This is a genomic window from Gemmobacter denitrificans, from assembly GCF_036964905.1.
Taxonomy (GTDB): Bacteria; Pseudomonadota; Alphaproteobacteria; order Rhodobacterales; family Rhodobacteraceae; genus Gemmobacter; species Gemmobacter denitrificans.
Window position 1 is genome coordinate 336,865 of the sequence record NZ_JBALHR010000002.1, and the last position, 19,010, is coordinate 355,874.

The 19,010-nt window shown below is 64.6% G+C and carries 20 protein-coding genes; 9 read left to right on the top strand and 11 right to left on the bottom strand.

All coding sequences use genetic code 11. The features are described 5' to 3' along the window. Positions 1 to 12 precede the first annotated feature (12 nt). The 3 genes from V6590_RS04790 (at position 13) to V6590_RS04800 (ending at position 1,504) form a co-directional block, all read left to right on the top strand. On the top strand, positions 13 to 477 hold the full coding sequence (locus V6590_RS04790) for a transglycosylase SLT domain-containing protein (protein ID WP_335420337.1): 465 nt from the start codon (positions 13 to 15) through the stop codon (positions 475 to 477). A 1-nt stretch (position 478) separates the two neighbouring features. Continuing rightward, positions 479 to 742 (top strand): DUF167 domain-containing protein, encoded by a 264-nt coding sequence (locus V6590_RS04795; RefSeq protein ID WP_335420340.1) that lies wholly within the window; start codon positions 479 to 481, stop codon positions 740 to 742. Between the two features lie 111 nt (positions 743 to 853). Next, on the top strand, positions 854 to 1,504 hold the full coding sequence (locus tag V6590_RS04800; RefSeq protein WP_335420343.1) for a GcrA family cell cycle regulator: 651 nt from the start codon (positions 854 to 856) through the stop codon (positions 1,502 to 1,504). Positions 1,505 to 1,582: 78 nt separating this feature from the next. On the opposite strand, the gene V6590_RS04805 is transcribed toward V6590_RS04800, so the two are convergent. Continuing rightward, positions 1,583 to 2,512 (bottom strand): alpha/beta hydrolase family protein, encoded by a 930-nt coding sequence (locus V6590_RS04805; protein WP_335420346.1) that lies wholly within the window; start codon positions 2,510 to 2,512, stop codon positions 1,583 to 1,585. 102 nt (positions 2,513 to 2,614) lie between these two features. On the opposite strand from V6590_RS04805, the gene V6590_RS04810 reads away from it, so the two are divergent. Then, positions 2,615 to 3,520, top strand: a complete 906-nt coding sequence (locus tag V6590_RS04810; RefSeq protein ID WP_335420349.1) for a LysR family transcriptional regulator — start codon at positions 2,615 to 2,617, stop codon at positions 3,518 to 3,520. Positions 3,521 to 3,592: 72 nt separating this feature from the next. After that, positions 3,593 to 4,006: a PaaI family thioesterase gene (locus V6590_RS04815; protein ID WP_335420352.1), complete on the top strand. Its 414-nt coding sequence runs from the start codon at positions 3,593 to 3,595 to the stop codon at positions 4,004 to 4,006. Positions 4,007 to 4,098: 92 nt separating this feature from the next. On the opposite strand, the gene glpX is transcribed toward V6590_RS04815, so the two are convergent. The 9 genes from glpX to V6590_RS04860 all read right to left on the bottom strand — a co-directional run bounded on the left by glpX (position 4,099) and on the right by V6590_RS04860 (position 13,162). Continuing rightward, entirely contained in the window at positions 4,099 to 5,064 is a 966-nt protein-coding gene (glpX, locus tag V6590_RS04820) for a class II fructose-bisphosphatase (protein ID WP_335420355.1), read from the bottom strand. Between the two features lie 111 nt (positions 5,065 to 5,175). Then, a complete protein-coding gene (locus tag V6590_RS04825; RefSeq protein ID WP_335420358.1) occupies positions 5,176 to 6,471 on the bottom strand; it encodes a homoserine dehydrogenase in 1,296 nt (431 codons plus the stop codon). Positions 6,472 to 6,613: 142 nt separating this feature from the next. Next, a complete protein-coding gene (locus tag V6590_RS04830; protein WP_335420361.1) occupies positions 6,614 to 7,858 on the bottom strand; it encodes a mandelate racemase/muconate lactonizing enzyme family protein in 1,245 nt (414 codons plus the stop codon). Between the two features lie 79 nt (positions 7,859 to 7,937). Continuing rightward, a complete protein-coding gene (locus V6590_RS04835; RefSeq protein ID WP_335420365.1) occupies positions 7,938 to 9,149 on the bottom strand; it encodes a TCR/Tet family MFS transporter in 1,212 nt (403 codons plus the stop codon). Further along, positions 9,149 to 9,817: an alpha/beta fold hydrolase gene (locus tag V6590_RS04840; protein WP_335420367.1), complete on the bottom strand. Its 669-nt coding sequence runs from the start codon at positions 9,815 to 9,817 to the stop codon at positions 9,149 to 9,151. The genes V6590_RS04835 and V6590_RS04840 overlap by 1 nt, the downstream gene beginning before the upstream one ends. Positions 9,818 to 9,877: 60 nt before the next feature. Next, the gene (pcaD, locus tag V6590_RS04845) at positions 9,878 to 10,660 is read right to left on the bottom strand and encodes a 3-oxoadipate enol-lactonase (protein ID WP_335420370.1); all 783 of its coding nucleotides are present in this window, start codon (positions 10,658 to 10,660) and stop codon (positions 9,878 to 9,880) included. Next, on the bottom strand, positions 10,660 to 11,640 hold the full coding sequence (locus V6590_RS04850) for a threonine ammonia-lyase (protein ID WP_335420373.1): 981 nt from the start codon (positions 11,638 to 11,640) through the stop codon (positions 10,660 to 10,662). The genes pcaD and V6590_RS04850 overlap by 1 nt, the downstream gene beginning before the upstream one ends. Further along, entirely contained in the window at positions 11,637 to 12,473 is an 837-nt protein-coding gene (locus tag V6590_RS04855; RefSeq protein ID WP_335420376.1) for an alpha/beta fold hydrolase, read from the bottom strand. The genes V6590_RS04850 and V6590_RS04855 overlap by 4 nt, the downstream gene beginning before the upstream one ends. Beyond that, the gene (locus V6590_RS04860) at positions 12,470 to 13,162 is read right to left on the bottom strand and encodes a haloacid dehalogenase type II (protein WP_335420378.1); all 693 of its coding nucleotides are present in this window, start codon (positions 13,160 to 13,162) and stop codon (positions 12,470 to 12,472) included. Before V6590_RS04860 ends, V6590_RS04855 begins: the two co-directional genes overlap by 4 nt. A gap of 125 nt (positions 13,163 to 13,287) precedes the next feature. Here V6590_RS04860 and V6590_RS04865 point away from each other — a divergent pair, with 125 nt between their 5' ends. The 4 genes from V6590_RS04865 to V6590_RS04880 all read left to right on the top strand — a co-directional run bounded on the left by V6590_RS04865 (position 13,288) and on the right by V6590_RS04880 (position 18,426). Continuing rightward, the gene (locus tag V6590_RS04865; protein WP_335420381.1) at positions 13,288 to 15,072 is read left to right on the top strand and encodes an ABC transporter transmembrane domain-containing protein; all 1,785 of its coding nucleotides are present in this window, start codon (positions 13,288 to 13,290) and stop codon (positions 15,070 to 15,072) included. Positions 15,073 to 15,195: 123 nt separating this feature from the next. Beyond that, a complete protein-coding gene (gene lysM, locus V6590_RS04870; protein ID WP_335420384.1) occupies positions 15,196 to 15,645 on the top strand; it encodes a peptidoglycan-binding protein LysM in 450 nt (149 codons plus the stop codon). Positions 15,646 to 15,872: 227 nt separating this feature from the next. Continuing rightward, on the top strand, positions 15,873 to 17,759 hold the full coding sequence (locus V6590_RS04875; RefSeq protein ID WP_335420387.1) for an acyl-CoA synthetase: 1,887 nt from the start codon (positions 15,873 to 15,875) through the stop codon (positions 17,757 to 17,759). Between the two features lie 199 nt (positions 17,760 to 17,958). Continuing rightward, complete coding sequence (locus V6590_RS04880) at positions 17,959 to 18,426, top strand: GNAT family N-acetyltransferase (RefSeq protein WP_335420390.1); 468 nt, start codon at positions 17,959 to 17,961, stop codon at positions 18,424 to 18,426. A gap of 17 nt (positions 18,427 to 18,443) precedes the next feature. Here V6590_RS04880 and V6590_RS04885 read toward each other — a convergent pair whose 3' ends face one another. After that, on the bottom strand, positions 18,444 to 18,983 hold the full coding sequence (locus V6590_RS04885) for a hypothetical protein (protein ID WP_335420393.1): 540 nt from the start codon (positions 18,981 to 18,983) through the stop codon (positions 18,444 to 18,446). Positions 18,984 to 19,010: the final 27 nt, after the last annotated feature.

Sequence of the window (19,010 nt, forward strand, 5' to 3'; positions counted from 1 at the left end):
AAGGAGCCCGAAATGACCGCCCTGTCCCGCCGCGCCGCCCTTGCCCTTGGTCTGGCCAGTCTGGTTGCCGCCTGTGGTGGCAGCCGTCGCCGCGACAGGCGCCGTGCCGAAGACTCCCGTGGACCGGCCGAGATCAATGCCCTGATCAGCCGCTTTGCCCGGGAATATGACATTCCCGAAAGCCTGCTGCACCGTGTGGTGAAACGCGAAAGCAACTATAATCCTGCAGCGCGCAATGGTCCCTATTGGGGATTGATGCAGATCCTGCCGCAAACCGCGCGCACCATGGGGCATCGGGGGCCGGCGCAGGAATTGCTCGATCCCGAGGTGAACCTGCGCTACGGGGCCAAATACCTGCGCGGGGCCTATCTGGTGGCGCGCGGCAATCACGACCGTGCAGTGATGTGGTATGCGCGCGGCTATTACTATGAGGCCAAGCGCATGGGTCTGCTGGAAGAAACCGGGCTGCGCAGCTGACATGGCCCGCGTTTCGGCCCCGGACCTTTCGGCCATGGCCCAGGCCGGGGCGGAATTTGCCGTGCGCGTCACGCCGCGGGCATCCCGAAATGCCCTGCAGATGGTGGAGGGCCAGATCCGCATCAGCGTGACCACGGTGCCCGAGGATGGCAAGGCCAACCGGGCGGTGCAGGATTTGCTGGCAGATGCATTGGGGGTGGCAAAAACCCGCCTGACACTGGTCCGGGGCGCCACGTCGCGCGACAAGCTGTTCCGGCTGGACTGACCTGCGGGCGTATCTGCGCCAAGTGCGGCTTGTATCTGCTGCCGGGGCAGGTAAAATGCGCGCCAGCCCGGGGTCCGTCGCCCCATCTGCGCATCCCTACCGGAGAACACAATGTCCTGGACCGACGAGCGTGTCGAGACGCTCAAGAGAATGTGGGCCGAAGGCCAGAGCGCCAGCCAGATCGCCAAGGAACTGGGCGGTGTCACCCGCAACGCGGTGATCGGCAAGGTCCATCGTCTGGGCCTTTCGAACCGTGTCGGCGGTACGGCTGGTAAGGAAGAAGAGGAAGAGGTTGTCGAAACCCCGGTTGCCGCACCTGCGGCACCGGACCCGGTTGCCTCTCGCCCTGAACCTGCAAAACCCGCCGCACCCGTGGCAGAGCCGGTGGTCACCCGCGCGGAACCTGCACCACGCCCGGCTGCGGAACGTCCTGCCGCTGCCCCTGCGGCCTCGGCTGGCAATGTGACGCCGCTGCCGCTGCGCAAGGCCATTGTGCCAGCAGGTCAACCGCTGCCGCCGCAGCCTTCGGCCAATGAGATCAGCCCCGAGGCGCTGGCCAAGGTGGGCGAGGTCGAAAAGCGTGCCCGCAAGCTGACGCTGATGGAACTGACGGAACGCACCTGCAAATGGCCGATCGGCGACCCGGCGACGGATGATTTCTGGTTCTGCGGTCTTCCCAGCCAGCCCGGCAAACCCTATTGCGATGCCCATGTCGGCGTTGCCTTCCAGCCGATGAGCGCACGGCGCGACCGTCGCCGCTAAGGCTCGGGTTCTGCCCCATCGCATGAATGACACGACGCTCGCACCGAAAGGCGCGGGCGTTGTGCTGTGTGCGGGGGCTCAGATGCTCTGGCGTTCAGCTTGCCTTGTCATGCTCGCAGCCAGGAAGGCCAGCATCCGTTCAGGATGAATGCCGAAATGATTGTAGCCGTCAAATCGGTTCAGTGGCCCTTCGATCCACAGAAGCTCGGATCGGGTCGGGGTCTGGTCATGCATGGCCTGCACATCTTCTGGTGAGGTCAGAACATCCTCCCGCACCTGCGCATACAGAACCGGCACCCGCAGGTCGCGCAGAAAGGCCATGGGCGACATGTCGGCCAGCTTCAGCCCGGCCTCGGCGGTCAGCGCCGCGTCAATCTCTGCCAGGTCACTGCCGCCGCCGAACAGCGGGATCATCTTCTCGGCCATATAGCGCATTGAAATCGGCTGCACGGCCACCAGCGCGCGCACTTGTGCAAACAGATCGGGCGCGAGGCTCATTGCCCGGATCGCGGCATTGGCCCCCATGCAATGATTGACCAGCGCGACGGGCAAGCGGGCCAGATCGGGGCGGCTGGCGATGAAGGTCATCGCGCCTGCCGCATCCTGCCATTCAAAGGCCCCGATGCCCGAGGTGCCATGCGGGCTATCGGCGCTGTCGCCGTGATTGCGCAGGTCATAACTCAGGACAGTGTAGCCCGCGTCGTGCAGGTGGCGGGCCGTCTTCAGAAATTCGACATGCACCGGCACCAGATCTCCGATCGGGCCGCTGGGGACATAGCCATATTTGTTGCAGTAAAGCGGGTGGTTCATCACCACAAGGCGCGGTTCCGCCGTGCCTGCCGGGGCGGGGATCAGCCAGCCGGACAGGGCCAGCCCGTCCAGAGCGGGAAAGCCAACCTGTTCGAACGCCATGCCATAGTCCAACGGGGTCTTGGGTTGGCTGCTGCGGACGGGGCGGGTGAAGGCCTGCGCAATGGTCCGGGCGATCTGGGGAAGCGTCTGTGTCATCCGATATGCTCCGAAAGAAGATGAGGATTGGGCTATACACCCCATGGATCGTTCACTAAATTGCCTTAATATTTCACAGCTTGTTCAGTTCTGCTAAACATCATGCGCCAGACCCTTCTGTCGGACCTGCCGGTCTTCATGGCGGTTGCCGATCTTAACAGCCTGACAGCCGCCGCATCGCGGCTGGGGGTGACCAAATCCGCCATCAGCCAATCCTTGCGGCGGCTTGAGGATGAGCTGGGCCTGCGCCTGTTCCATCGCAGCACAAGAGGCGTGCATCTGACCGAGGCGGGCGCGCAGTTTCTTGCCTTGGTCGAAGGCCCGTATCAGGCGCTCGGTGCAGCCCGAGACGAGGTTCAGGCCGTGTCGGGCGCACCAAAGGGTCTACTGCGCGTGACCGCGCCGTCGGTGGTGTTTGATTGGCTGCTCTTGCCTGCATTGGAGCGGTTGCGGACGCAGGCGCCCGATCTGCGGGTGGAACTCGACCTGAACGATCACTTCGTGGATATCGTGCGCGAGGGGTATGATGCCGGGTTGCGGCTGGTGGAAGCCGTCTCGCCCGACATGATCGGGCGTCGCGTCACCGGGGCGCTGGATTGCGCGCTTGTGGCCGCGCCGGCCTATCTGGCCACTTGTCCGCCCCTGACGGTGCCTGAGGACGTGTTGGCCCATCCCTGCCTTGTCTGGATGATAAAGGGGCGGCCGGTGTCATGGGACTTTGGGCCGCCCGGGCAGGTCACACGGCTGGAAATCACCCCCGCGCTGCAATTCAGCACCCATCACGCCTCTATCGCGGCGGCAAGGGCGGGGCTGGGCCTTGCCTATGCTGTACCGCGTGCGCAGGTCGCCGACGATATTGCCAGCGGGGCGCTGGTCGAGGTGCTGCCCGGCCTCCCCACCCCTTTGCCGCCGCTGATGGTGTACTATTCCAGCCGCCGCCATGTACCAGCCAAACTGGGGGCCTTTCTGGCGGCTCTGAACATTGCAGGCGGTTTGATCCGGGCTTGAAGCGCTGCCGGGGCGCGTGCCACTCTGCGCTGCAAGAGACGGGGGCTGCTCCCCTTTGCCAAAGGCATCGCCATGACCCCTGACGAGATTGCGGCCCTTGCCGCCGACCAACCGCCCTTTGCCCGTCTGCTGGGCCTGCGCATCACCCATGCCAGCCCTGACCGGGTAGAGGCCGATCTGCCGGTGACCGAGGCGCTGGCCAATCGCAATGGCATGCTGCATGGCGGTGCCGTGATGGGGCTGGCCGATAATCTGGGTGGCACCGCCACTTTCCTGAACCTGAAACCGGGGCAGGGCACGGTGACGGTGGAAAGCAAGACCAATTTCTTTCGCCCCGTGCCTCTGAACGAAACCGCCCATGCCGTAACCATCGCCCTGCATCGCGGCCGCAAGACCATGGTCTGGCAGACCAGCCTTTTTCGCGCGGATGGCAAACTTGCAGCCCTGGTGACGCAGACGCAGATGGTGCTTTCCGGGCAGGAATGACGCGCCCGCATGGCGCGGTTTGGGGACGCCAGAAATGCGAAACCGGGCCACATGATAGGGCCCGGTTCGGCATTTCGTCAGAAAGATCGTGATCAGCGCGCCGGGCTGCGATAGGTCATGCGGCGCACCGATCCGGTTTTCGACCGCATCAGCAGGGTTTCGGTGGTGACCCAGCCCGGTTCCCGCTTGATCCCAGCCAGAAGCGAGCCATTGGTAACCCCGGTCGCCGCAAAGATCACATCGCCGCGCACCAGATCATCGCGGGTATAGACCCGGTCGAAATTCTGGATGCCGGCATTGCGGGCGCGGGCCTTTTCATCCTCGTTGCGGAACAGAAGCTTGCCGAAGAACTGCCCGCCCATGCATTTCAGGGCCGCAGCCGCCAGCACGCCTTCGGGTGCCCCGCCCGAGCCCATGTACATGTCAATCCCGGTCACTTCCGGTTCGGCGCAATGCATGACGCCTGCCACATCGCCATCGGTGATCAGGCGGATCGAGGCGCCGGTGGACCGGATCTCGCGGATCAGATCTTCGTGGCGCGGACGTTCCAGCACGCAGACGGTGATATTCTCGGTCGATACCCCCTTCGCGGCAGCCAGAGCCGAAACGCGTTCCGACGGGGTCATGGTCATGGTCACGGTGCCGGGCTTGTAGCCCGGGCCGATGGCCAGCTTTTCCATATAAACGTCGGGCGCATGCAACAGCGTGCCGCGCGGGGCCATGGCGATCACGGTCAGGGCGTTGGGCATATCCTTCGCCGTCAGCGTGGTGCCTTCCAGCGGGTCCAGGGCGATATCAACCGCCGGACCATTGCCGCTGCCGACTTCTTCGCCGATATACAGCATCGGCGCCTCGTCACGCTCACCTTCCCCGATCACCACCACGCCCTTGATGTCGAGCAGGTTCAGCTGGTCGCGCATGGCGTTCACGGCGGCCTGATCGGCGGCCTTCTCGTCTCCGCGCCCGATCAGCGAGGCAGAGGCCAGCGCCGCAGCTTCAGAAACGCGGGCAAGGCCCAGAGAAAGCAGTCGGTCCTGGAATTCGGCGGCGTCAGCCATGATCAGTCCTCATCAAGAAATGGTTGCTGCTGGCTTAGCCGCCGCTGCGTCGCCGGGCAAGGCCGGTTGCGTTAACGGTGCGGCACAAAGCGCATCCCGTCGGGCGTCCGGTCAGATCTCTTCGATGCGGATGGCGACCGGCTGGCCCACCAGAACACCGGTTTGGCCAAAGCGGGTCAGCGCATGTTCCACATCGGCAGGCGCGGCCTTGTGGGTGACAAAGATCACGATGGCATCGTCATCCTCTTCGCCCGGCTGGTTGATCTGGCGCATCTGATCAATGGAAATGCCCGCCTCGCCCAGACAAGTGGCGATCTTGGCCAGCGCGCCGGGTTTATCGAGCAGGGTCATCCGCAGGTAATAGGGCGCGGGCGTGGCAGATTTGGCCGGAACTGCATCCTGCAGCGTGCTGGCAGGCTGGCCAAAGGTCGGCAGGCGCAGACCCCGGGCAATATCCATCACATCGCCCATCACGGCGCTGGCCGTCGGGCCTTCGCCCGCACCGGGGCCGCGCAGCACGATCTGGCCGACGCTGTCGCCCTCCAGCATCACCATATTGGTGCCGCCCTGCAGCTGCCCGAACGGGCTTTCCGCAGGCACAAGGCAGGGGGTCATGCGCTGCTCCAGCCCGCGCCCGGACATCTGCGCCACACCCAGCAGCTTGATGTGATAGCCCATGTCATCGGCCAGGTTGATATCCTCGATCGACACATTGCCGATGCCTTCCAACTCCACATGGTCGAAGGCCACCTTGGTGCCAAAGGCGATAGAGGCCAGAAGGCTCAGCTTGTGGCCCGCATCGATCCCCCCGACATCAAGATTCGGGTCGGCCTCAAGATACCCCAATTGGCGGGCCTCTTCGAACACCACCTCATAGGGCAGGCCTGCATTGGCCATGCGCGTCAGGATGTAATTGCAGGTGCCGTTCATCACGCCCATCACCCGGCGGATGCGGTTTCCGGCAAGCCCTTCGGTCAGCGCCTTGATGACCGGGATGCCGCCGGCGACCGCAGCCTCGAAGCGGATCACCCGGCCTGCGGCCTCGGCCGCCAGGGCAAGGTCGTGGCCATGATGCGCCAGCAGCGCCTTGTTGGCGGTGACCACATCCTTGCCCGCTGCAATCGCCGCCTCGGTCGCGGCCCGGGCCGCCCCTTCATGGCCGCCCATCACCTCGACAAAGACATCGACATCATCGCGCTGCGCCAGAACCACCGGATCGCTTTCCCAGGCATAGCCCGACAGATCGGCATCGCGGTTCTTGGTACGGTCGCGGGCGGATACGGCAGTGATGACAACTGGCCGTCCGGTGCGCGCTGTGATCAGGTCCGCGTGTTGCTGGACGATTTTCACCACACCGATACCGACGGTCCCCAGACCGGCGAGCCCAAGGCGCAGGGGCTGAACCATGATAGTCTCCGTGTATTGCCTGCCAGCCTGTTAGCGGTTTCGGCTGGCCCGCGCAATCGCGCGCGCACCTTGGCTGCGGTTGTGGCAATCACTGCGCCAGAACCTCCGCCCCGTGACATGCGGGGCGGAGAGGCGTGGCAGGTTACTGCGGCGGAACGGTGGCCGGGGCCCCGCCTTCAAACAGATTGGGCCGCGAATAGCTGCAGGGCGCTTCCTGCATCTGCAGATGCAACCCGGTGCCGGTATAGGGATGCGCGCGCGCCACATCTTCGTCAAAGTCGATGCCGAGGCCGGGGCCATCCGGCGGAAGGATATAGCCGTCTTCCCAAGTGATCGAATTGCGGATCAATTTCTGATGGAAAGCCCCGCCGGTTTCGATGGTTTCCGCGATCAGAAGATTGGGGATCGACGCCGCGAAATGCACATTCGCCGCCCATTCCACCGGGCCGGCATAGAGATGCGGCGCCATTTCGGCATTGAAGATTTCGGCCATGGCGGCGATCTTCTTGGCTTCCCAGATGCCGCCCACCCGGCCAAGCGCAGGTTGCAGGATCTTGACGCCGCCCGCCCGCAACAGCGTGCCGAACTCGGCCTTGGTGGTCAGCCTTTCGCCGGTTGCCAGCGGAATGCGGACGGATTTCGCAACCTCGGCGAATTCCAGCAGATTGTCCGGCGGGATCGGCTCTTCGTACCACAGCGGGTTGTAGGGTTCCAACTCGCGTCCCAGACGGATCGCGCCGGGCGTGGTGAACTGGCCATGCGTGCCAAACAGCAGATCGGCGCGATCACCCACCGCCTCGCGGATCGCCTTGCAGAAGGCAACCGAGCGGGCGATGTCCGACATGGCGGGTTCATGCCCGCCCCGAATGGTATAGGGGCCGGCAGGATCGAACTTCACCGCCGTGAAGCCCATGCCGACAAAACGCAGCGCGGCTTCGGCGGCGGCATCGGGGTCCACCCAGAACTGCGCGCTTTCCTTGCCCGGTTCGGGATAGAGATAGGTATAGCTGCGGATGCGGTCGTTCATCCGCCCGCCCAGCAGCGCCCAGACCGGCCGATTGCGCGCCTTGCCAAGAATGTCCCAGCAGGCGATTTCAAGCCCGGCAAAGGCGCCCATGACCGTCGGGTCGGGCCGTTGGGTGAAACCCGCCGAATAGGCGCGGCGGAACATCAGTTCGATGTTTTCGGGGTTTTCGCCCTGCATGTGGCGTTCAAAGACATCCTCGATCACCGCCTTCATCGCCTTCGGCCCGACGGTGGAGGCATAGCATTCGCCATAGCCCACGATGCCGCAGGCCGTCGTCAGTTTCGGAAAGATCCAGTAGCGCCCCCCCCAGCCCGGGGCGGGTGGGGCCACAACGAAAATCTCAAGGTCCTGCAGTTTCATGGCGCTCTCCCTGTGCCCCGCAAGACCTGGATCACGCCCGGGCCCCTGCGGGATATCTCTGCCAGGGTCAGGCTAGGCGTCAGGGCCGGGGTGGCTCGCGCGTGCGGGCGACAAAGACTATCGTGGCAGCGACCATAAGTGTCGCAGACAGAAGGAAAGGCGCGCCGGGCCAATGGACCCAGGCATCGCTGCGGGTGAACTGGCCGAAGACCCAGGTCATCACCAGCGGGGCCAGGATCATCGCCAGTGCATTGAGCGAGGTGTTGATGCCCTGCAATTCACCTTGCTGTGTTTCAGGGGTGCGTCGCGACATCATTGCCTGCAGGGCCGGGCCTGCCAGCCCGCCGATGGCGGTCAGCGGGGTGAAGGTCAGCGCCCAGAAACCCGATGTGACAAAGGCATAGAAGGCATAGGTCAGCACTTCGCCCCACATGCCGATCAACGCGGTGCGGCGTTCGCCAAAGCGGGTGATGACAGGCTGCACCAGCGTCGCCTGCGCCGCGGCCATGCACAGGCCAAAGATCGCCAGTGAAAGGCCGATCCATTGCGCATCCCAGCCAAAGGCGGCCTTGCCATAATAGCTCCAGATCGCGGGCCAGACGTTGAAAGTGACCGCATAGATGAAGCTGACCAGCAGCAGGGATTTCAACCCCGGCAGGGTGCGGATCGCCGCGAAGGATGACAGCGGGTTGGCGCGCGCCAGTGTGAAGGGGCGGCGGCGGTCTGCGGGCAGGCTTTCGGGCAGGATGACAAGGCCGAACAGGAAATTGCCTGCCGCAAGGGCCGCGGCTGCCCAGAAGGGCGCGCGGCTGTCGATCCCGGCCAGCAGCCCGCCGATCATCGGCCCCGCGACAAAGCCCAGCCCGAAGGCCGCACCAATCAGCCCGAACCTTGCGCCGCGCTGATCCGGGGCCGAGATATCGGCCACATAGGCATTGGCGGTGGAATGGGTGGCGGCGGCGATGCCTGCGATGATGCGGCCAATCAGCAGCAGCCAGACCGTCTGGGCCAGCGCCATGACCACATAGTCCACCGCCATGATGGCCAGCGAGGTCAAGAGCACCAAGCGGCGCCCGAAGCGGTCAGACAGGTTGCCGACCACCGGGCCGAACAGGAACTGCATCACTGCAAAGGCTGTAGTCAGCGCGCCCCCCCACAAGGCGGCATCGGCCAATGACTGGTGGGTGACCTCGGTCATCAGGTCGGGCATGACCGGAAAGATCAGGCCGATGCCGATCGCATCGATCAGCACCGTCATCAGGATGAAGCCAAGCGCGAGATTCTGCCGCATCAGAAGCTCTGCGCCAGACCCTGCAGCGCATCGGCAAGGCGCTCGGGCATGGAAAAGAACGGCGAATGCCCCGAGGCCAAAGAGATCAGCGGCAAGCCACGGGCCATCTCCAGCTGATAGGCGGGCGGAATGGCGCGATCATGGGCGCAATGGACATAGGCGCGGGGCAGGCCGGTTGTGTGACGGGGGTCCATCGGGGTTTCCTGCGGACGGATCGGTTCAGGCCGCAATCTGGGTGCCGCATAGGCCAGGGTTTCGGGCGGGCAATCGTGATAGAACCGGTCGGCAATCAGGGCGGGATCAAAGCTGAAACTGGCCCGGTCCGGGCTGACCCGGATCGCATCGGCCAGCGGCTGTGACGGCCCGGCCCGGCGCATCTGCGCCAGGCTCTGCCCCGGTTGGGGCACATAGGCGCAGATATAGATCAGCCCCGAAACCCGATCGGGGGCGGCTTCGGCGGCTGCGGTGATGGCATAGCCCCCGGCGGAATGGCCGACCAGCACGCTGGGCTCTTCTAACTGGTTGGTGATGGTTGCTGCATAGGATTCCAGCGTGGCGGCCGAGGGGTCTTTTGGCAGGTCGATCAGCTGCGCATTGTTGAAAAATGGCAAAACATCGCGCCAGCACCAGGCTCCATGACATGATCCGTGAACGAAAACAAATCTCATAAGATCATACTCTTGTCAGTTCATGTTCAACGATTGGTCGAGAACGGGTAAATGTTCGATTTATACATGGCCAATGCGCCTGAGGAAGCTGGTCAGCGCCGTGGCAAATGTCTCGGGCGCGTCGATGGCGGGCAGGTGACCACTGCGGCGGATCAGCTGGAAATCGGCGCCGGCGATCAGATCGGCGGTTTCGCGCACCAGATCGGGCGGGGTCGATCCGTCCTCGGACCCGGCGATAACCAGCGTGGGCAAGGTCAGGCTGGCGGTGGGGGTGTAGAAATCGGTGCCGCCGATGGCGGCGCAGGCCCCGCGATAGCCTGCCGGGTTGCAGTCCAACAGCCGCGCGCGCCAGGGCAGGTGGTGCCCTTCGGCCCGGAAGGTACGGGTAAACCAGCGTTCCATCGTGGCATCGGCCAAGGCCGCGATGCCCTGTTCCGCCACCAGATCGGCGCGCGCCCGCCATTGGCTTTCGATCCCGATGCGCGCCGCCGTGTTGGACAGAACCATGCCGCGCACAAGATCAAGCCGCTTCACGGCCAGACCCTGCGCCACCAGCCCCCCCAGCGACAGGCCGACAAAAACGCAATCCTTCACCCCCAGATGATCCAGCAGGCGCTCGGCATCGCGCACCATGGCCCCCATGGCATAGGGGGGATCGGGCACATCCGATCCGCCATGGCCGCGATGGTCATAGCGGATCAGCCGCAGACCGAGCGGCAGCAGCGGCAGGACTGCATCCCACATGCGCAGATCAAGGCCAAGCGCATGGGAAAAGACCACCGCCGGGCCGGTGCCCTGATCGGCATAGTTCAGGCGCAGGTCAGGCAGAAAGGCCAGAGGCATTACAAATCTCCGAACCGGGACAGCGCGGTCTGGAACAGCGCCGCATCAATGTTGCCGCCGGTGGCAATGGCGATGACATCTTCTCCCGCGATCTGGCCGGGGTGGAACAGGGCCGCCGCCAGCGCCACTGCGCCGCCGGGTTCCAGCACGATCTTCAACCGCTTGAAGGCCAGTGCCACCGCCATCAGCGCCTGATCGTCAGTGACCACCAGACCGGGGCCACACAGGCGACGGTTGATCGGAAAGGTGATCGCGCCCGGAACCGGCGTCACGATGGCATCGCAGACCGAACCGGACAGCCGGGCATTGCGCCGCACTTCACCCGCCGCAAGGCTGCGCGCCGTGTCGTCGAACCCTTCCGGCTCCACCGGGCGGACGCGCAGCCCCGGCGCGCGGCTTTCCAGCGCCAGGGCAACCCCTGCCGTCAGCCCGCCGCCACCGCAGCAGACCAGCACATCGGCGGTGCGCAGACCGATTTCCGTCACCTGTTCGGCCAGTTCCAGCCCGCAGGTGCCCTGACCGGCAATCACTTCGGGTTCGTCATAGGGTTTGATCAGCGTCAGGCCCCGCAAGGCGGCCATGCGGGCCCCGATCGCATCGCGGTTTTCGCGCGCACGATCATAAGTGACCACCTCGGCCCCATAGGCCCGCGTATTGGCGAGCTTGAGCCGGGGCGCATCCGACGGCATCACGATGACGCAAGGCGCGCCATGCCGCTGTGCGGCCAGCGCCACGCCCTGCGCGTGATTGCCGGAACTATAGGCGATGACCCCCTTTTGCCGCGCCTCGGCAGACAGGGCCGACACTGCCGCCCAACCGCCCCGGAACTTGAACGATCCGGTATGCTGCAGGCATTCCGCCTTGACCCAGACGCGGCGCCCGGCAATCTCGTTCAGGAAGGACGACCCCAGCAAGGGGGTGCGCAGCGCATGACCCGCCAGACGGAAGCTGGCCGCTTCGATCCGGGCAATGTCGATCATCGCAGAGTCTCCAGCCAGCGATGCAGGGCAGACACGGCCTCGGGTTCATCGAGGAAGGGGATATGGGCGCGGTCGGGTACATCGGCAAAGATCATCCCCGGATGGCGGCGGGCCATTTCCGCAGCCGTCTCGCTGGACAGAAGGTCGGAATTCGCGCCCCGGATCAGTGCCACCGGCAGGCCCGCCAGAGCATCGAACAGCGGCCAGGCATCCACCTCGGGGCCCTTGAAGGCGGCAAGGAAGGCCTCGCGCAATTCCGGGTCATAGGTGATCTTCAGCCCGCGATCGCTGACCGTGTAATGCTTGACCGCTTCTTCCATCCAGCGGCTTTCGGGCACATTGGCAAAGCCCGGCATGTTGCGGGGCAGGGCCGCAGCAAGCGCGGCATGGGTCTTGGCATTGGGATTGCGCCCGACATAATCGAAGATGCGTTCCAGCCCCTTGCGCTCGATGACAGGGCCGATGTCGTTCAGCGCCACGCCCAGCAGACGGGGCTTGGCAACTGCCGCCAGAAACATCGCGATCAGCCCCCCGCGCGAGGTGCCCAGCAGGGCGGCGCGGTCCAGCCCCAGATGATCCAGCAGGGCCAGCGCGTCATGGCCTTCCTGCGGTACGGTATAGCTTGCCGCGCCCGACCACTGGCTTTCGCCCCGGCCCCGGTAATCCATGCGGATCAGCCGGATGGGCAAGGGCAGGGTGGCCAGATGCGGGATCATGTAATCGAAATCGGCCATGGTCCGGGTCAGCCCGGCAAGGCAGAGCAGCGGCAGCCCTTCGCCTTCGTCACGATAGGCCAGGCGGGTGCCATCGGCGGCGGTGAAAAAGCGGGTCATGCAAGAAAATCCGTCAAGCTGGTCAGATCATGGGCGATATGGGCGGGGCCATGGGGCAGCCGGTCTTGTGGCAGGCCCGCCCGGTTTACCCAAAGCGTCTCAAATCCGAAAGCGGCGGCCCCTGCAATATCCCACCCATTTGACGAAACGAACAGCACCTCGGCCGGTGCGACGGAAAACCGCCGGGTTGCAAGCGCATAGACGGCGGGACTTGGCTTGTAGATGCCCAACTCCTCGACCGAGAGCAGCGCGGCAAAGCGCCCCTCCAGCCCGGCAGCGCGGGTGGCGGCGGCCAGCATGGCGGGGCTGCCATTCGACAGGATCGCCGCCGGGCAGGGCAGCGCCTGCAACATGGCGGGCACCTCGGCATAGCAGGGCAGCCTGTCATTGAGCGCCATCAACCGCTGCGCCAGCACAGCATCCTCGGCCAAGCCCTGTGCCGCCAGCGCCCAATCCAGCGCTTCGGCTGTCACCTGGGCGAAATCGGCATGCAGGCCCATCAAGCTGCGCAACCAGGTATATTCCAACTGCTTGCGTCGCCAGTCATCGGCAAGGCGCGGCCAGATCGCGGCCAGACGATTGTCCTCTTGCGCGGCGATGCGGGCGGCGCCCGCCACATCGAACAGGGTTCCATAGGCGTCAAAGACGACGCATCGGATCGGGCGAGTGTCGGGGCGGGTCAGGGTCATGGCTATCCTCTCGGATGGCAGGGTGGCACAGGCTCGGGGCCGGTGAAAGGGGCGAACATGGTTTCGTAGCGCTTGCTCCGCAGGCATTTGCCGCCTAAACCCGCTGCGCAAGACCGGAGGAAGCCATGGCCCGTGGAAGCGACCCGTTGCCCGACAGGGCGGCATCAAAGCGTGTAAGCTCATTGTCGGGGTTGCGGCCCTTTCTGGCCCCTTACCGGGGTATGTTGCTGGCGGCGTTTGCGGCGCTGACGTTGACTGCGACGGTCAGCCTGATCCTGCCGCTGGCGGTGCGCCGGGTGGTGGACAATTTCAACGTGGGCGCGGCGGAACTGCTGGATCAGTATTTCGGCGCGGCGTTGCTGATTGCGGCGGCGCTCGCCCTGGGTACCGGGTTGCGCTATTATCTGGTCACCCGGCTGGGAGAGCGGGTGGTGGCCGATATCCGCCGCGCGCTGTTCGACCGGGTGTCGGGCCTGTCGCCTGCCTTCTTTGAACGCGTGCTGACCGGCGAAGTGCTGAGCCGACTGACCACCGATACCACGCTGATCCTGTCGGTGATCGGGTCTTCTGTTTCGGTCGCGCTGCGCAATGTGCTGCTTTTGCTGGGCGGTCTGGTGTTTCTGTTCTTCACCTCGGCCAAGCTGACCGGGCTGGTGCTGCTGATCGTGCCGGCGGTGATCGTGCCGATCATCGTGCTGGGGCGCAGGTTGCGCACGCTCAGCCGCGACAATCAGGACTGGATCGCCGCTTCCTCGGGGTCCGCCTCCGAAGCGCTTGGCGCGGTGCAGACAGTGCAAAGCTATACCCACGAGGCCCGCACCCGCGCGGCCTTTGCCGAAGTGACCGAAAAATCCTATGCCTCGGCCAAGGCGCGCATCGGCACCCGCGCGGTAATGACCGTCATCGTGATCTTCCTTGTCTTTGCGGGGATCGTGGGCGTTCTGTGGATCGGCGCGCGCGATGTGCGGGCCGGGATGATGAGCGCGGGCGAACTGGTGCAATTCGTCATCTATGCGGTGATGGTGGCGGGGGCCGTGGGGGCGCTGTCGGAAATCTGGGGCGAATTGCAGCGCGCGGCGGGGGCGACCGAACGTCTGGTGGAATTGCTGAACACCGATGATACCGTGCCTGACCCGATCAACCCGAAGCCGCTGCCGCATCCGGTGCGCGGGGCCATTGCCTTTGAAGGCGTGCGCTTCAGCTATCCGACCCGGCCCGAGGCATCGGCGCTGCAAGGGGTTGATCTGCAGGTGTCCCCGGGTGAAACCGTGGCGCTGGTCGGGCCTTCGGGCGCGGGCAAGACCACCATCCTGCAGCTTTTGCTGCGGTTCTACGATCCGCAGGCCGGGCGCGTCACGCTGGATGGCGTTGATCTGCGCGACATGGCCAAGACCGATTTCCGCCGGGCCATGGCCCTTGTGCCACAGGACCCTGTGATCTTTGCCGCCTCGGCCCGCGACAATATCCGCTTTGGCCGCCCTGTGGCGACCGATGCCGAAGTGGAAGCCGCTGCTGCGGCGGCGGCGGCGCATGATTTCATCTCGGCCCTGCCGCAGGGCTATGACACCTTCCTGGGCGAACGCGGGGTGATGCTGTCGGGCGGCCAGAAACAGCGGATCGCCATTGCCCGCGCCATCTTGCGCGATGCCCCGGTGCTGCTGCTGGATGAGGCGACCTCGGCGCTGGATGCCGAAAGCGAACAGGCGGTGCAGGCAGCGGTGGAGCGGCTGTCCCAGGGGCGCAGCACACTGGTCGTCGCGCATCGTCTGGCCACGGTGAAACGCGCCGACCGGATCGTGGTCTTTGATGGCGGGCGGATCGTGGCGCAAGGCAGCCATGATGCGCTGGTGGCCGAAGGTGGCCTTTATGCCCGGCTGGCGCGGCTGCAATTTACCGACGGGCAGGCCTGACCGGCCTTCCCCGAGGGGGAATTTTGTCGTGGTTCTTTCACTGGACGGCGCGGCAGATGCGGCCCATTGTGCCCCCGTTCCGGCGCGGCAGGGGGCTGCGCCCGCAGTGAAAGGAAGATTGCCATGGGTCTGTGGTCATTCGTGAAGGATGCAGGATCGTCGTTGTTCGGCTCCAAGGCCGAAGCCGCCGAGGCACCCGAAGACGCCGCTGCGCGTGAGGCGGCACTGAAGGCCGAGGTGGAAAAGCTCGGGCTTGAGGCGGGCGATGTGCAGATCGCCGTCGAGGGCGACAAGGTGAAGATCACCGGCACCGCCCCGACCGCCGAAGCGCAGGAAAAGGTCATCCTTGCGGTGGGCAATGTGGCAGGTGTCGCCGCGGTCGAGGCCGACATGCCGCAGGGCGCCGAGCCGGTGTTCTACACCGTCAAGAAGGGCGACACACTTTCTGCCATCGCCAAGGCCACGCTGGGCAATGCCAATCGCTATCCGGAGATCTTCGAGGCCAACAAGCCGATGCTGCAGCATCCCGACAAGATCTATCCGGGCCAGAACCTGCGCATTCCTGCGAAGTGAACAAAGGCGCCCATGCGGCAGAGGCGGGGGGCTGACAGGCCCCCCGCTTTTTTTGTTTCTGGCCGGCCTGCGGGTCTGGGGCCAGCGTACCGGCGATGCCCGTTCTGACGCTGCGTTGCCTCGTGCCGTGACGGAAGGGAAAACCTTGCGATCACGCCCACATCTGCCCATGTTTGAGGCAAGGTCCATCCCGGCACCAGACCGGGGGACGAGGGGAGGAGACCAAAATGGGAAGTTTTGCCAATCTGGCCGATATTCAGGCCATCGAGGCCGAAATGCCGTGGGAGGCACGCGACCGTGCCCGCAGCATTCATGAATTCCTCAGCCGGGCCAAGGCTGCACATGGCGCGCGTCCGGCCGTCAGCTATCAGTTGACCTCCGGTCCCGATGACCCGGCCGAGACGCTGACCTGGAGCCAGTTGCATGGCAAGGCCACACAGGCCGCCAATCTTTTCCGCAGTCTGGGTGTGGGGGAATCCGATGTGGTGGCCTATGTGCTGCCCAATGCATCGGAAACCGTGCAGGTTCTGCTGGGCGGCATGATCGCGGGCATCGTGAACCCGATCAATCCGCTGCTGGAGGCCGAACAGATCAGCGCCATCCTGCGCGAAACCAAGGCCAAGGTGGTTGTCACCTTGCGCGCCTTCCCCAAGACCGACCTTTCGGCAAAGGTGGCCGAGGCGGTGAAACATGCCCCCAGCGTGAAAACCGTTCTGGAAGTGGACCTGCTGCGCTATCTCAAGCCGCCGAAGAAATGGATCGCGCATTTCCTGCGGCCCAAATCCCCTGTCAGCCATACCGCCAATGTCAAGAGCTTTCATGCCGAGATGAAACGCCAGCCCGCTGACCGGCTGACCTTTCAGGATGCCAGCACCGATCGCGTGGCCGCCTATTTCCACACCGGCGGCACCACCGGCATGCCGAAAGTGGCGCAGCACAAGGTTTCGGGCATGGTCTATAACGGCTGGCTCGGGTCGCGGCTGTTGTTCCGCGAAACCGATACGGTGATCTGCCCGCTGCCGCTGTTCCATGTGTTTGCAGTCTATCCGATCCTGATGTCGATGATCGCCAGCGGTGCGCATGTGGTGTTCCCGACCCCTGCGGGCTATCGCGGCGACGGCGTGTTCGACAATTTCTGGAAACTGATCGCGCGCTGGAAGGTGACCTATATGATCACCGTGCCCACCGCGCTGGCCGCCCTGATGCAGCGCCCGGTCAATGCCGATGTCAGCAGCCTGCGCGGCGCGTTTTCCGGCTCGGCCCCCTTGCCGATCGAATTGTTCAACCGGTTCGAAAAGGCCACCGGGGTGCAGATCATCGAAGGCTATGGCCTGACCGAATGCACCTGCCTTGTGTCCTGCAACCCGCCGTCGGGGGCCAAGAAGAACGGGTCGGTCGGGATTCCCTTTCCGCATACCCATGTGCGCATCCTCAACACCGATGGGCAGGGTGGCTTCCGGGAATGCGGAACCGATGAAGTGGGCGAAATCTGCGTCGCCAATCCCGGGGTGTTTGAAGGGTCAACCTATACCGAGGTGGACAAGAACCGCTCGCTCTTTGCCGAAGGCCGTTATCTGCGCACGGGCGATCTGGGCCGGATCGACGCTGACGGTTACCTGTACATCACTGGTCGGGCCAAGGATCTGATCATCCGGGGCGGCCATAACATCGACCCTGCGGTGATCGAAGAGGCCCTGATGGGCCATGAAGCGGTCAGCTTTGTTGGCGCCATCGGCCAGCCTGATGCCCATGCGGGTGAATTGCCCTGCGCCTATGTCGAACTGGTCAAGGGATCGAATGTCACCGAGGCCGAGTTGATGGAGTTCGCCAAGACGCATATCCATGAACGCGCGGCCGTTCCCAAACATATCGAGGTTCTGGCCGAACTGCCCAAGACCGCCGTGGGCAAGGTGTTCAAACCCGATCTGCGCCGCAGTGCGATCACCCGCGTCTATGATGCGGCGCTGACCGATGCGGGGCTTGCTGCCCGGGTGGCCGAGGTGGTCGAGGACAAGAAGCGCGGCCTTGTCGCCCGTCTGAGCCCCAAGGGCGATGATGCGGCGGTGCAGGCGGTGCTGGGGCAATTCACCACAGCCTGGGAATGGAAGGCCTGACACGGCCCGGCCTGTCACGCTGACAGATGCCCTGCTCCGTTTCATTCGGGCAGGGCATTTGCCTTTGCGGGCATCGTAAAACGGCAGACAGGCAGGGGGACTGCGGCGGAAATCGTCACAAATGCGTCTTGGATGGCCTGACAGCGCCGCAGCACATGGTATTGAATGGCGGCAATACCCCTGACAGGACTGCCGCTGAATGACCAAGATCGAGATCCGCCGTGACACGCCGCTTGCCGCCGAGGTGCTGCCCCTGCTGCAGCGCCATCTGGATCTGATGTGGTCGGCCAGCCCGCCGGAATCGGTGCATGCGCTGGACCCGCAGGATCTTGCCGCGCCGGGGATTGCCTTCTACACCCTGCGCGAGGGCGAAATGGTGCTGGGCATGGGCGCGGTGAAGCGGATTGACGCCACCCATGCCGAGATCAAATCCATGCATGTGGTGGCCGAGGCACGCGGGCGCGGGCTGGCGCGGGTGCTGCTGGAACACATCATGGATGAGGCGCGCGCCCTGGGCTATCGCAGGCTGTCGCTGGAAACCGGGGTTGAAGATGTCTTTGCCCCGGCGCGCGCGCTTTATGCCAATGCGGGTTTTGTGCAATGCCCGCCCTTTGAAGGCTATTGGAACGACCCGCACAGCTATTTCATGACGCGCAGCCTGGCCTGACTGGGCGCTTTGGCGGATCAGCGCAGCTTCCAGATGCGCCCGATCTCTTCCAGCGCGTCTTTCTGGCGGGGGGCAAGGGTGCCTTCTGCCTTTGCCGCGACATCGCGCAGAACATCCATGAGGGCCGAAAAACCGTTGGCCCCGCCCAGTTTGTACAGCCGCCGTGCCAGCCGGGTCAGGCCCTGCTGCGCGCCGCTGCATTCCTGCATGAGCCAGCGCCCAAGAATGGCCGCTTCGCGTGCGGCGGGTTCGGTCATTCCCAGCCGGTGTTGCAGGCTGATCAACAGGGCCTCGTGCTGCTCGGCAGTGGGCAGGGCGCCCATTTCAAGAAAGGACAGGCCAATCCCGGCGACCGCGACGTTGCGATCTTGCAGGCTGTCAACCGGGTGTTCGTCATGGCGCCGCCGAAATCCGAAGCGCCGCGCCGCAGACATCACATCCCCGGCCATATCGGCCAGATCCTGCGCCGCATGGGCCGCATGGGCCGCATTTCGCGCCCGCATCATCCAGAAAACAATCCCGCCCGCAGCAGCCAGAAGGGCCAGAAGAATCGGCATGTCACACCCAAAAGTTGTTCACGGTTT